Source organism: Lentzea roselyniae (assembly GCF_039537795.1).
Taxonomy (GTDB): Bacteria; Actinomycetota; Actinomycetes; order Mycobacteriales; family Pseudonocardiaceae; genus Lentzea; species Lentzea atacamensis.
Window position 1 is genome coordinate 294,767 of sequence record NZ_BAABBE010000007.1, and the last position, 13,376, is coordinate 308,142.

The window sequence follows — 13,376 nt, forward strand, 5'->3', positions numbered from 1 at the left end:
GAACATCAGGAAGGTTCGTAACCGAGGTTCGGCCGCAGCCACTGCTCCACTTCGGCCAGCGGCTTGCCGTACCGGCGCGCGTAGTCCTCGACCTGGTCGCGGCCGAGGCGTCCGACGGTGAAGTACTTCGCGTCCGGGTGCTGGAAGATGAGCCCGCTCACACTCGCTGCCGGGTTCATCGCGAACGACTCCGTCAGGCCGACCCCGATTTCCTCCGCGCCCAGCAGATCGAACAGTTCCCGCTTCACCGTGTGGTCCGGGCAGGCCGGGTAGCCGAGCGCGGGCCGGATGCCGCGGAACCGTTCGGCGTGCAGGTCCGCCACCACCGGCTCGGCGTCCGGCTCGAACCAGTCGCGGCGGGCCCGCAGGTGAATCCATTCGGCGAACGCCTCGGCGAGCCTGTCTGCCAGCGCCTTCACCATGATGGCGCGGTAGTCGTCGTGCCTGGCCTCGTACTCGGCGGCCAGTTTCTCCGCGCCGAGGATCGTCACCGCGAAGCCGCCGATGTGGTCGCCTTCCGGTGCCACGTAGTCGGACAGCGAGCGGTTCGGGCGTGAGACCTGCTTTTGCGTCTGCTGGCGCAGCATCGGGATGAGCACACCGTTGTCGAGCTGGATGTCGTCACCGGCGGAATGCGCGGGCCAGAAGCCGTAGACGCCCTTTGCCTCGAACAGGTCCTTTGCGATGATTTCGTCCAGCAACGCGGTGGCGTCGTCGTAGAGTTCGCGCGCCACCGGCTGGTCGAGGATCGCGGGGAACTTGCCTTTGAGCTCCCAGGCGAGGAACAGGAACGTCCAGTCGATGAACTCGCGCAGTTCCGCCAGTGCCGGAGTCATCGTGCGGGTACCGGTGAACGCGGGCGTCGGCAATTCGCTGAAATCGACCTTTTCCGCGTTTGCGCGCGCGGCTTCCAGGCTCAGCAACGGCAACTGCTTGCGGTTCTCGTGCTGGTGGCGCAGCCGTGCCTGCTCTGCCCGGTTCGCGATGTTCAGCTCGTGGCCGCGCCGGTCGTCCAGCAGGTCGGACACGACGCCGACGACCCGGGACGCGTCGAGCACGTGGACGACCGGCTCGTCGTAGACCGGGGCGATCTTCACGGCGGTGTGCTGGCGGGACGTGGTGGCGCCGCCGATCAGCAGCGGCAGTTTCATGCCGCGCCGCTGCATCTCCTCCGCGACCGAGACCATCTCGTCCAGCGACGGTGTGATGAGCCCGGACAGCCCGATGACGTCGGCGTGCTCGCGGATCGCGGTGTCGAGGATCCGCGCGGCCGGAACCATCACGCCGAGGTCGATCACCTCGTAGTTGTTGCAGCCCAGGACGACGCCAACGATGTTCTTGCCGATGTCGTGCACGTCGCCCTTGACCGTGGCGAGCACGACTTTGCCGTTGCCGCCGGCCGTTGCCTTGGGCTCCGCGTCCATGAACGGCTCCAGGTACGCGACCGCGCGCTTCATGACGCGGGCGCTCTTCACCACCTGGGGCAGGAACATCTTGCCGGCGCCGAACAGGTCGCCGACGACCTTCATGCCGTCCATCAGCGGACCCTCGATCACGTCCAGCGGACGCGGCAGCGCCTGACGGGCCTCCTCGGTGTCCTCTTCGATGAAGTCGACGACGCCGTGCAGGATCGCGTGCTCCAGCCGCTTGGCGACCGGGGCCTCGCGCCACGACAGGTCCACGACGCGCTTCTGGCCGGGGCCCTTGACCGTCTCAGCGCGTGCGACGAGCCGGTCGGTGGCGTCCTCGCGGCGGTCGAAGATGACGTCCTCGACCAGTTCCAGCAGCTCGGCCTGGATGTCCTGGTAGACCACGAGCTGGCCGGCGTTGACGATGCCCATGTCGAGGCCCGCCTTGACGGCGTGGAACAGGAACGCCGAGTGCATCGCCTCGCGGACGACGTCGTTGCCGCGGAACGAGAAGGACAGGTTCGAGATGCCGCCGCTGGTGCGCGCACCCGGACAGCGCTGCTTGATCAGCGGCAACGCGTCGATGAACGCCTTGGCGTAGCCGTTGTGCTCCTCGATGCCGGTGGCGACCGCGAGCACGTTCGGGTCGAAGATGATGTCCTCGGCGGGGAATCCGGCTTGCTGCGTCAGCAGGTCGTAGGCGCGGCCGCAGATCTCGACCTTGCGCTCGGTCGTGTCGGCCTGGCCCTGCTCGTCGAACGCCATCACGACGACGCCGGCGCCGTAGTCGCGGATCGTGCGCGCCTGCTCCAGGAACGGGCCCTCGCCCTCCTTGAGGCTGATCGAGTTGACGACGCCCTTGCCCTGCACGCACTTGAGGCCGGCCCGCAGCACGCCCCAGCGGGAGCTGTCGATCATCACCGGGATGCGGGCGATCTCGGGCTCGGTCGCGATCAGGTTCAGGAACGTCGTCATGGCCTGCTCGCCGTCGAGCAGGTCGGCGTCCATGTTGACGTCCAGCAGGTTCGCGCCGCCGCGCACCTGCTCCAGCGCCACCGCGAGCGCCGCCTGGTGGTCGTCGGCCTCGATCAGCCTGCGGAACTTCGCCGAACCCGTGACGTTGGTGCGCTCACCGATCATCACGAAGCCGGTGTCCGGACCGATCTCGAACGTCTCCAGGCCGCTGAACCTGCTGGTGTTGCGGGGTTCCACGACTTCACGCGGCTGCTCGGACCTGACCGCCTCCGCGATGGCCCTGATGTGCGCGGGGGTGGTGCCGCAGCAGCCGCCGACGATGTTGACGATGCCCTTGCCGGAGAAGTCCCGCAGCAGCGCGGCGGTCTCGTCCGGCGTCTGGTCGTAGCCGCCGAACGCGTTGGGCAGACCGGCGTTGGGGTGACAGGCGACGTAGGTGTCCGCGAGCCGCGCGAGTTCGGTGACGTGCGGGCGCATCTCCTCGGCTCCCAGCGAGCAGTTCACGCCGACGACGAGCGGCTTCGCGTGCTCGACCGAGTTCCAGAACGCCTCGACGGTCTGGCCGGACAGCGTGCGCCCGGACAGGTCGACGATCGTCACGGAGATCCACAGCGGCAGGTCGGGGGCGACCTCGCGGGCGGCGGTGATGGCGGCCTTGGCGTTGAGCGTGTCGAAGATCGTCTCGATGAGCAGCAGGTCGACGCCGCCGGCGTGCAGCGCGGCGATCTGCTCGGCGTAGGAGTCCTTGACCTGGTCGAACGTGACCGTGCGGAACGCGGGGTCGTCGACCTTGGGCGACAGGCTGAGGGTGACGTTGAGCGGTCCGACCGAGCCGGCCACGTACCTCCCGCCGAACTCGTCGGCGGCCTGGCGGGCGAGCCGGGCGCCGGCGATGTTCATGTCGCGGACGCGGTCCTGCAGGCCGTAGTCGGCCTGGCCGATCGACGTGGCCGTGAACGTGTTGGTGGTCGTGATGTCCGCGCCCGCCGCGAGGTACTGCCGGTGCACGTCGAGCACCACGTCCGGGCGGGTGAGGTTGAGCAGGTCCGGGTCGCCGGTGACGTCCATGTGGTGCTCGCCGAACTCGGTTCCGCGGTAGTCGGCGGGGGAGAGCTTCGCCTGCTGGAACATCGTGGCCCAGGCGCCGTCGAGCACGGCGATCCGCCGGTTCAGCAGGGACTTGAGACCATCCACGCGCGCTCCCGAAAAGTCGGAAGCGCCCTTGTTCGTGGTGGTGCAAGGCCGAGCGTGGCGGGCTCCAGGGCCCGTTGCAGCGCTTCTCGGCCTCGCGTTCAAGGCTACCAAGGACGACCATGGGGCAGGAAGCCGTCTCACTTATTAGGATGGACTCCGTGACCGGGAAACGGGCGTTGGTGCTGGGTGGCGGTGGTGTCACCGGAATCGCTTGGGAGACAGGGATTCTGCACGGACTCGCAGAAGCGGGCGTCGACCTGACAGATGCGGACCTGTTCGTGGGGACGTCCGCCGGGTCCGTGGTGGCCACGCAGTTGGCGGGCGGTGTCCCGCTCGCCGACCTGTACGCGGGTCAGCTGTTGCCGCCCGACGGGGAGATCCCGGCCCGCCTGACCACGTGGATGCTGGTCCGCTACGCGCTGTCCTACGTGATGCCCGGATCTCCCGCGCGGAAGCGGGCACGGCTGGGCAGGGCCGCGGTGAAGGCCCGCACGCCGTCGGAGGAGTCGCGGCTGGAGGTGTTCAAGCACCGGCTGTCCATTCAGGACTGGCCGGACCGCCCGCTGAAGGTCACCGCCGTCGACACCGCGGACGGCAGGTTCGTCGCGTTCGACCGCGACAGCGGGGTACCGCTGGTGAAGGCCGTGGCGTCGAGCTGCGCGGTGCCGCTGGTGTGGCCGCCCGTGACGATCGACGGCCACCGGTACATGGACGGCGGCATGCGGTCCGCGGCCAACGTCGATCTCGCCGCCGGGTGCTCGCGGGTCGTGGTCGTGGCACCGCTGACCCGTGCGGCCAGCCGGGCGGCGACACCGGGAGCGCAGGCCGCCCGGCTGGGCGTGCCGTCCGTCGTGGTGAGCCCCGACCGGGCCGCGCTGGCCGCGATCGGGCCGAACCTGCTGGATCCGGCCAGGCGCAGGCCCGCCGCCGAGGCGGGCAGGAAGCAGGCCGCCTCGATCGCCGAGGCGGTCCGTGACGTTTGGGCCTAGCCGCTGTCCGATCGAGCAGTGCTGCTGTTTGTAACCGTTTTCGCAGGTGGTAACTGGTCAATACCTCTTGTCTGCGGCGTCTCCCGCGCTTACGGTCGCCATCCACTCGCATTGGATGGTTTGTTAACCAATTGCCGGAGGCGATCGTGGGCAGAAGATCGGCTTTAGGGGCGTTAGCGGCGTTCGGGCTCGTGCTCGGCCTCGTCGTGGCAGGGATGACCAGTGCATCGGCGGCGGATCCACTGGTCTCCCGCGGCAAGGCGGTCCTGGCGTCCTCCATCGAGGGCTCCGGGTTCGAGGCGGCCAAGGCGGTCGACGGCAGCACGTCGACCCGCTGGGCCTCCGTGGAAGGGCACGATCCCGAGTGGCTCCGGGTCGATCTCGGTTCGACGCACTCGATCAGCCGGGTCAAGCTGAACTGGGAGGTCGCGTACGCCAGGGCGTACCGCGTGCAGACGTCCCCTGACGGCTCCGCGTGGAGTGACATCTTCTCGACCACCACCGGAGACGGCGCGGTCGACGACCTGACCGTGTCCGGTTCCGGCCGGTACGTGCGGGTCTACGGCACGGCACGCGGAACGCCCTACGGCTACTCGCTGTGGGAGCTCGAGATCTACGGCGTGGCCGGCGGCACGACTCCGCCCACGACGACCACCACCACGCCACCGACGCCTGGCATCGGCTACCCGTTCGGCAGCAGGAAACAGCCCTACGCGGCCGGCATCCTGCGCCCGTCCGGCAGCACGTCCACTCTGGACGCCGCCGTGGTCGACTACTACCAGCGCTGGAAGTCCGCGTTCCTCAGGCACAACTGCAACAGCGCCTGGTCCCAGGTGCTGGCGGCCGACGCCGACCACGACTACGTCGCCGAGGCGCAGGGTTACGGCATGGTCATCGTCGCCACGATGGCGGGTGCCGACCCCGACGCCAAGAGGATCTTCGACGGCTTCGTGAAGTGGAAGATCGACCACCCGTCGGTGATCGACCCCGACCTGATGGCGGCCGAGCAGGACGACCGGTGCGTCAGCGTCAACGGCGATGACGCCGCGACGGACGGCGACATGGACGTCGCGTACGGGCTGCTGCTCGCCGACCGCCAGTGGGGCAGCGCGGGCACGTACAACTACAAAGAGCTCGCGATCCGGCACATCAACGCCATCAAGCGCAGCGAGATCAACCCGACGACGAAGCTGCTGCGGCCGGGCGACTGGGCCACCAGCTCGGACCCGCGCTACTACGTGACCCGGTCGTCGGACTGGATGGCCGACCACTTCCGCGCGTTCCGCAAGGCGACCGGCGACTCGGCGTGGGACACGATCCGCAGCGCCCACCAGAACCTGATCACCAGGATGCAGCAGAACTTCGCGCCGGGCACCGGACTGCTGCCGGACTTCGTGGAGAACACGAACTCCACGCCACGCCCGCCGGCGGGCAAGGTGCTGGAGGACGAGCTGGGCGACGGCAAGTACTGGTGGAACGCCTGCCGGGTGCCGTGGCGAATCGGCGCGGATGCCGTGACCAGCGGTGACTCCACATCGCTCGCGGCGGCCCGCAAGCTCAACTCGTGGGTGAAGTCCAAGACCGGCGGCAATCCCGGCAACATCCGGGTCGGCTACCAGCTGAACGGCACGCAGCTCTCCAGCGAGGTCTCGGCGGCGTACACCGCGCCGTTCGCGGTGGCGGCCGCGACCGATTCCGGCAGCCAGGCGTGGCTGGACGCGTTGTGGAACAAGATGCTGGCGACGCCGATCGGCGGTGACGACTACTTCGCGTCGAGCATCCAGCTCCAGGTGATGATCACGGTGACCGGCAACCACTGGGTGCCCTGACCCGAGTCACTCCGCCCTGCTCCCAGGTCGACCTCGACCCGGGGGCGGGGTTCCAGCGGGTCCACGTCGCCCGCGGCGCTCTAGAAGAGGGTGCGCAGGAAGACCGGCCCGCCCTCCTCGGCGTTGAGTCCTTTTTCGACGAACGCGATGTTGTGGTGGAACGAGATTCCGCTGATGTCGCGTTCCAGGTGCGAACCCTCGCCCTGCGGGTCGCGCACCTCCGCCCGGTTCAGTCCGTCCACAAAGGACTTGAGCATGCTCATCGAGGTGCCGGGACCCGCCTCGGGGTCGCCACCCCAGCGCGGCCAGTACGCGGTCTGCAGATCTTCGACGACATAGAGCCCGCCCGGCCGGACGTGCGGGAACAGCGCGTGGAACGAGATCCGCACGTGCTCGTTGAGGTGGCTGCCGTCGTCGATGACCACGTCGAACGGGCCGAGTTCCTCGCCCAGCCTGCCGAGGAACTCCGCGTCGGACTGGTCGCCCCGCACGGTCATGATCCGCGGGCCGGTGACGTTCTTCTCCGCGATGTCGAGGCCGTGCACGAGTCCGCGCCGGAAGTACCGCTGCCACATCCGCAGCGAGGCTCCGCCGGAGTCGGGGTCGGCGTAGCCACCGATGCCGATCTCCAGCACCCGCACCGGTTCGTCGCGCAGGCGGGCGAAGTGCCGTTCGTAGTGCTGGGTGTACCAGTGCAGGTCGCCCCACTTGTCCGAGCCGAACGTCACGGACAGCTCGCCGAGGTCCTGCCTGCCCGGCTTGAGCGCGGACAGCAGGCTCTGGACGTCCCGCGCGATGCCCTTGCGGCCCGCGAACCACGCGCCGGGGCCGCGTTCGTCGAGCTCGGCGAACGCGGTCCGCACGGCGAGACTCGGCCACGGCCGTTCGTCCGTGCCGTACAGGCCGCGCACGGCGTCGGTGAGGCTGAGCGAGACCACGACGTCGGCGTCCGTCCGCAGGTGGCTCGTGGTGCGTCCGTCGAAGTGCAGGTCGAGCCGGACGCCGTGCTCGCCGATCTCGTTCAGCACCACCTGCGTCACGGCTTCGGGGGTGAGCCGGCGGATCGTGTCGTCGAGCAGGTCGCGGCCCGCGCCGGCGGCCTGCAGCAGCGGCGCGAGAACCGTCCACCGTGCGGTGTCGAACACAAAGTCCCCCTCGTGCGACTTGAGCCTGGCTTGAGTGCCCCTGTCCTAGGATCGTTCCATGGGGAACCGACGCTTGTTCTGCATGATCCTGACCCTCCTGCTGGTCGTGGTCGGTGCCGGGCCGGCGCAGGCGATGGAGCGGCAGTTGTTGTACTACAACCACGCCCGGGGAACGCTCGACCGCGCCACGGCGGACGCCATCGAGCATTCCCCGTACCTGCGGGACTTCGCGGACTTCGAGGTGCGCACGACGACCGGCGCCGGCGGTGAGAAGTGGACCGGCCGCTACCTGCGCGGCCAGGAGACCTACCTGGAGATCTTCGGCGTCGGTGACATCGCCGGCCAGGACGGTGAACTGGGCTCGGCGGCCCTCGCTCTCTCGACCGAACGCGACGGCGACATCGACACGGTGAAGGCCCGCCTCGTCGCCTCCGGCGTGACGCCGATCGACTTCCTGCAGACGCGCGACTTCGGCGACCACAAGCCGGTGCCGTGGTTCGACGCGCTGTTGCCGGTCGAGCGGTACGAGAGGTTCGGCGCCTGGGCGATGGAGTACCGCGACGAGTACTTCGCCGATCCGCGCAGCCAGACGGGTCCCGCGCGCTTCCCCGGTGACGTGACCCGCGAGCGCTACCTCCCCGAGCGCTACCGGGACAAGCTGATGCGCAACATCAGTTTCATCCGGATCGCGGTGACCGCGCGGGATCTCGCCACGACCATGCCGCTGCTGCGGACCGGCGGGTTCTTCGTGCGGACGGAGCCGGGTGGTGTCGTGGCGTCGCGCGGCGGGGTGACGATCCGGCTCGACGAGGTGGCGCTGGGGCAGACCGGGCTCAAGCGGGTGCAGTTCGAGCTGAACCACGCGGCGGAGCGCCATGTGCAGCGGCTCGGCAACTCGACGCTGGTCGTCGGTCCGGGCGCGCACGCCGCCTGGACCTTCTGACACTCTTGGTCCACACGGAGCAACGAACGGGGGCCGGTGTCGCTGGTCGGACGTGAACGGGAACAGGAACGGCTGGCCGCGCTGGGGGCCTCGGGCGGGTCTCTGCTGGTCGTCGGCGAGCCCGGAGTCGGCAAGTCCGCGTTGTTGCGGCCGCTCGACGGTCATCTGGTCACCGGTGTCGAGGCCGAGCGGGACCTGCCGTACTCCGGTCTGCACCAGGTCCTGCACCCGTTCCTCGATCTGTCCACCTTGTCCGGTGCGCGGCGGGACGCGCTCGAAGTCGTCTTCGGTCTCTCCGACGGCGCAGCACCGCCCGTCCACCTGGTCGGCCTCGCCGCGCTCGACCTGCTGAGCACGGCCAAGCCTGTCGTCCTGGTCGACGACGCGCACTGGCTCGACCAGGCGAGCCAGGACGTCCTGGGCTTCGTGGCCCGCCGGTTGTCCGGCGCCACGCTCATCGCCGCCGCCCGCATCCCGATGTTCGCGGGCGTGCCGGCGCTCACCGTGGAACCGCTGGCTCCCGACGCCGCCGACACCCTCCTCTGCCCAGCACGTCTCCGAGCGCCTCGCGCAGCGGACCGACGAGCTGGTTCGCCCTGCGCAACTTGGACATCAGCGGCAGCAGCTCGGTGTGGGCGCGGTCAGCGCGGCCGGGGTTCACAGCTCGCGGAAGGCGAGCACCGCTACGACGGGTTCGAGCGCAAGCTCCAGAACAGGCCCGTGATCAGCGTGCCGGCGATCACGATCGCCAGCGACTTCGACGGCCCGAACAAGAGCGGCGCCGGTTACCGCGACAGGTTCACCGGACGCTACGAGCACCGGATCCTCGACGGCATCGGGCACAACGTCCAGCAGGAGGCGCCGGAGGCGTTCACCCGCGCGGTGCTCGACGTGAGCCGCTGACCGCGCGGGTGCCGAGGTCTACCGCTGGCAGGCGAGCCGGTAGGCCGCCGCGCCGATCAGCTCCAGCGAGACCTGCAACCGCTCCAGGCTGATGTTGTCGCGGATCGTGTCCTCCGGCGTGTGGTAGATCGGCTCCAGCTGCGCCGGCCCGCCCTCGCCGCGCCAGCTGAAGTTCGCCGACGCCATGCCCTTCTCGTGGAACGGCACGTGGTCGCTCGACCCGCGTGCCACCGGCCCGTGCACCCGCGGGTCGTAGCCGAGTCGCTGGGCCGCCGCGCGCACCGCGCTGGTGGTGGCGTTGTCCGCGCCGTCCACCGACAGCAACCAGTACGCCGTCGCCGGGTCGTGGCTGGTGGCGACCATGTCGTTCTGGAACACGCCCTTGATCCGCGCGATCTCCTCCGGCGGGAGCTGCGAGACGTAGTACCGCGACCCGAGCAGCCCCTGTTCCTCCGAACCCCACAACGCGAACCGGATCGCCCTGTGCGTGGGCAGATAGCGCAGCACGCGTGCCAGCTCCAGGCACAGCACGGTGCCGCTGCCGTCGTCGTTGGCACCCGGTGAGCCCGGCACGCTGTCGTAGTGCGCGGTGACCATCACAACGCCGTTGTCCTGCCACGGGAACGTTGACGGCCGCTCAGCGATCACGTTGTAGGACGTGAGGTTCGGGTGGTGCGTGGTGCTGATCGTCAGCTGGCCGGAGCCCTGTGCGCGCAGCTTTTCCGTGTGCACCTGGGCAAGCCCGATCACGGGCACCGTGACGTTGCGGTCGAGGGTGGGCGAGAACGCGCTGGACTTGCCCGTCCCCGAGGAGATCCGGCCGAGGATCACCGCCACCGCGCCCCGTTCGATCGCCGCGTGCGTCGGCGCGGATCCGGCGGGAGCGTTGACGTAGAAGGCGATCTTGCCCGTCAGGTCCGGCAGCTGGCCGTCCACCACCTCGACGAACGGCGCCGTCACCGTGACGCCGAGAGAGCCGAACCGCGAGGCGCCGGCCTGCCAGGTCGAGTTGATCTCGGCGAGGTACTTGTCCGGCACCGTGAACGGCTGCGTCGACACCTGATAGCGCAGCGACCTGAGCTCCCGCACCAGGTAGTCGCGGGCCCGGTGCTCGGACGCGGTACCGCCGATCCGCGGCCCGATCCTGTCGCTCAGCACCTTCAGATGCTCCAGCGCCTTGCGGGCCCGGACCCGTGCCACGACGGGGAAGTCGCCGAGGTCCAGGTCCGGCAGGCCCGTCGCCCCCGGTCTCTGTTCGGTCGCCGCGAGCGCGCTCGCGGGATTGGCCACCACGGCGGCGACCCCTGCCGCCGCGGCGAGGAAGTCACGTCTGCGCATGTCGTCCCCCATCTCCCGATGTACCAGCCCCGCGAACGTAGGCAGGACGGGTGTGTCCGGGCAACCGACTTGTGGCTGGCTTTCGCGGGGTCAGGCCGCCGACATCACGGTGACGTCCTCGATCAGCTCGTCGTCGGAGGAGGCGTGGCCGAGCACGAGGTCCTGCACCTGCCGCCGCGCGTCCGACCGGGCTCGCTCGACACACGCCATCAGGTGTGCCGCCAGCACGTCGGGGTCGAGGTCGCGCACCGCCGGGCTGAGCGAGATGCCCGTGGTCACGCCGTTCGAGTCCACGGTCACCGTGACACCGCCACGCGTCGCCTCGCCGCTGATCGCCACGAGCAACCGGACCAGGTCGTCGTACCGGCGGCGCTCGCGTTCGACGGCGGCCACGCGGCGCTCCTCCCACCACTCGAGCCGGCGGCGCAGCAAGGCGAGCGCGGTCGCCGGATCGGACACCGGCACGGTCCACGCTCCGGACGCGGTGTGCAGCACGACGGCGTTCGCCTCGGTGGTCACGCGCTGGATCCGGGCGAAGGACACCCCGGTGTCGACTCGTCCGCCCTGCCGGGTCGTCCAGTCGACGCGGTCGGTGCCGATCACCATGCGCGCACCCCGGCCGACCAGCACGAGGGGGAACGCGGTGGAGCCCAGTTCGAGCACGGGAGCGCCGAGCAGCGAGCGCCTGGCCAGCCGGGCGAGCACACCCGCCGAGCCCGCGCCGAGCACACCGGCCGCGCACAACGCCTTCACCGCCAGCGCCGCGCCGGGGCTGAGCCGCAACGCGATGCCAGAGCCCGGCAGCACGCCGAGCACCAGCTGCGCGCCCGTCATCAGCGTGGTGGCGGGCAACCACGAGTGCGGGTCGCTCAACCCGTTGCGGCGCAACCAGGTCAGCAACGCCCACGCGCACGCTGCCGCGGCGACGGCCGGAATCGCCGACCACCACGGCATGATCCGCTGCCCGGCCGAGGTCATGCCGGCGAGCACGATGCAGACGAGACCGATCGCCACGGGCAGAACACCGGCGGCGAGCAGCAGCAACGTCCTGGTGCGGCGCCATCGGGCGGCCAGCGCGTGCACGACCTGAGGATCGTTGATCATAGGAATGGCGTGGGGAATGAGTGTCATCGGCGCGCCCCTCGTCAGCTCTCCGCCGTCACGAGGTGTGACGTGCGGGCCGACCAGGCTTCCCGGCGCACCTGCCCGTAAATATGCCGTAAATGTCCAGGTCAGGCAAGCCTTGTCCACTGTGGACGGTGTGGCGCCCGAGCCCGCGCGCCACACCGATCCGTTGTGTCAGGCCGTTTTCGCGCGCCTGCCGAGCAGGACATCGACCGCCAGGAACATCACGAGACTGATGCCGAGCAACGGCACGAACCAGCCGATCACCAGCGCGCCGACGCCAAGACCGACCAGCGCGGCCGGAGGAGCCTTGCGCCACTGGCCGCGCGGTGCAGGGCGGCCGAAGCCCTGAGTCGGCCTTCGCTTCCACCACATCCGGTAGCCGAGCACGACCAGTGCCGCGATCCCGCCGCCGAGCAGCAGCAACACGAGCTGGTTGACCCAGCCGAACAGCACACCCATGTGCGCGTCGATGCCCCACCTGGTCAGCTTCGCGGCGATCGGGTAGTCGGCGAACTTCACCGAGCTGACCACGTCGCCGTCCTGGATCGCCACCGCGTCGACCTGCGTGGGCCAGCCACGGCCGATCTCGGTGACCTTCCACGCGCCACCGGGCGCGGTGGGCAGGCCGATCTCGAGCGGCTTGGCGTCGATGCCCGCGGCACGGGCGGTGCCGAGCACCGTGTCGACGTCGCCGTGACCGGAGCCGGCCGAGGAGTGCCCGCTGTGGTCGCCGTGATCACCGCTGCCGCCGGCGATCTTCAACGACGGCGTGGTCCAGCCGAGGGACTGGCGCAGCGTCGCGACGTTCTCACCCGCGTAGGCCGACCACGTGAGGCCCGTGGCGGACAGGAACAGCGCGCCGGCGAGCACCCACACGCCGATCAGGCCGTGCGTGCGGACGCGCTTGCTGTTGCGCGGCCTGGTGATCCACAGGACGAGACCGCCGAGCGCGACGACCCACAGCCAGGACGCGGCGAGCTCGCTGTAGAGGCGGCCCGGCTCGCCGAGCATCAGGTTGCGGTGCAGCTGGCTCAACGTCATCCGCAACGGCAGCGCGCCGCTGGTGCCGTAGACGACGAGGTCACCGGTGACGCGCCCGGTGCCGGGGTCGACGAACACGGCGCGGCGCTCGGACTCGCCGAGGCCTTCCTCGGCGAACAGCACGCGGGTCGTGTCACCGGGTTCGGGAGCGGGACGGACGGCCACGAGCGTCCCCTGCGGTGCGGTCGCGAGAGCGGTGTCGACCTGCTGGGAGAGCGGGAGTTGCTGGGTGGAGACGGGGACGCGGAGCTGGTCGGAGTAGACCCACGACTCCAGTTGCGGGGTCAGGGCGTAGAGAACGCCGGTCAGTGCGGCGATCAGCACGAACGGGCCGACGAGGACGCCGGCGTAGAAGTGCAGGCGCAGGAAGAGTCCCCGCCACGCGAACGATGTGCGCGGCGGAGCGGCTGTGGTGGTCATGGCACGGCTCCAATGGGCGTGAACAGGTGCAGGGACCGCCGGAAGACGGCCCTGTGAAGGGG

General features: G+C 69.9%; 9 protein-coding genes and 1 riboswitch. Of the genes, 4 read left to right on the forward strand and 5 right to left on the reverse strand.

The genetic code is table 11. The annotated features are described in order from the left end of the window. Positions 1–5: 5 nt before the first annotated feature. Positions 6–3,578 carry a methionine synthase gene (gene metH, locus ABFX45_RS15415; protein WP_346130518.1) on the reverse strand — a complete coding sequence of 1,191 codons (3,573 nt, stop codon included), beginning with the start codon at positions 3,576–3,578 and terminating at the stop codon, positions 6–8. A 13-nt stretch (positions 3,579–3,591) separates the two neighbouring features. Next, positions 3,592–3,672, reverse strand: a riboswitch (S-adenosyl-L-homocysteine riboswitch). A 64-nt stretch (positions 3,673–3,736) separates the two neighbouring features. On the opposite strand from metH, the gene ABFX45_RS15420 reads away from it, so the two are divergent. Further along, the gene (locus ABFX45_RS15420) at positions 3,737–4,567 is read left to right on the forward strand and encodes a patatin-like phospholipase family protein (protein ID WP_346130520.1); all 831 of its coding nucleotides are present in this window, start codon (positions 3,737–3,739) and stop codon (positions 4,565–4,567) included. A gap of 215 nt (positions 4,568–4,782) precedes the next feature. Beyond that, positions 4,783–6,396, forward strand: a complete 1,614-nt coding sequence (locus ABFX45_RS15425; RefSeq protein ID WP_346130522.1) for a glycosyl hydrolase family 8 — start codon at positions 4,783–4,785, stop codon at positions 6,394–6,396. Positions 6,397–6,476: 80 nt separating this feature from the next. On the opposite strand, the gene ABFX45_RS15430 is transcribed toward ABFX45_RS15425, so the two are convergent. Beyond that, positions 6,477–7,541 carry a class I SAM-dependent methyltransferase gene (locus ABFX45_RS15430; RefSeq protein WP_346130524.1) on the reverse strand — a complete coding sequence of 355 codons (1,065 nt, stop codon included), beginning with the start codon at positions 7,539–7,541 and terminating at the stop codon, positions 6,477–6,479. Positions 7,542–7,599: 58 nt separating this feature from the next. Here ABFX45_RS15430 and ABFX45_RS15435 point away from each other — a divergent pair, with 58 nt between their 5' ends. Both ABFX45_RS15435 and ABFX45_RS15440 read left to right on the forward strand, forming a co-directional pair. Beyond that, entirely contained in the window at positions 7,600–8,484 is an 885-nt protein-coding gene (locus ABFX45_RS15435; protein ID WP_346130526.1) for a DUF5829 family protein, read from the forward strand. A gap of 36 nt (positions 8,485–8,520) precedes the next feature. Then, positions 8,521–9,387, forward strand: coding sequence for an ATP-binding protein (locus ABFX45_RS15440; RefSeq protein ID WP_346130528.1), 867 nt, complete (start codon positions 8,521–8,523; stop codon positions 9,385–9,387). A gap of 18 nt (positions 9,388–9,405) precedes the next feature. On the opposite strand, the gene ABFX45_RS15445 is transcribed toward ABFX45_RS15440, so the two are convergent. The 3 genes from ABFX45_RS15445 to ABFX45_RS15455 all read right to left on the reverse strand — a co-directional run bounded on the left by ABFX45_RS15445 (position 9,406) and on the right by ABFX45_RS15455 (position 13,314). Then, complete coding sequence (locus ABFX45_RS15445; protein WP_346130530.1) at positions 9,406–10,725, reverse strand: M28 family peptidase; 1,320 nt, start codon at positions 10,723–10,725, stop codon at positions 9,406–9,408. A 90-nt stretch (positions 10,726–10,815) separates the two neighbouring features. Beyond that, positions 10,816–11,829 (reverse strand): YbaB/EbfC family nucleoid-associated protein, encoded by a 1,014-nt coding sequence (locus tag ABFX45_RS15450; protein ID WP_170154901.1) that lies wholly within the window; start codon positions 11,827–11,829, stop codon positions 10,816–10,818. A gap of 195 nt (positions 11,830–12,024) precedes the next feature. Further along, complete coding sequence (locus ABFX45_RS15455; protein WP_109636243.1) at positions 12,025–13,314, reverse strand: PepSY-associated TM helix domain-containing protein; 1,290 nt, start codon at positions 13,312–13,314, stop codon at positions 12,025–12,027. Positions 13,315–13,376 lie beyond the last annotated feature (62 nt).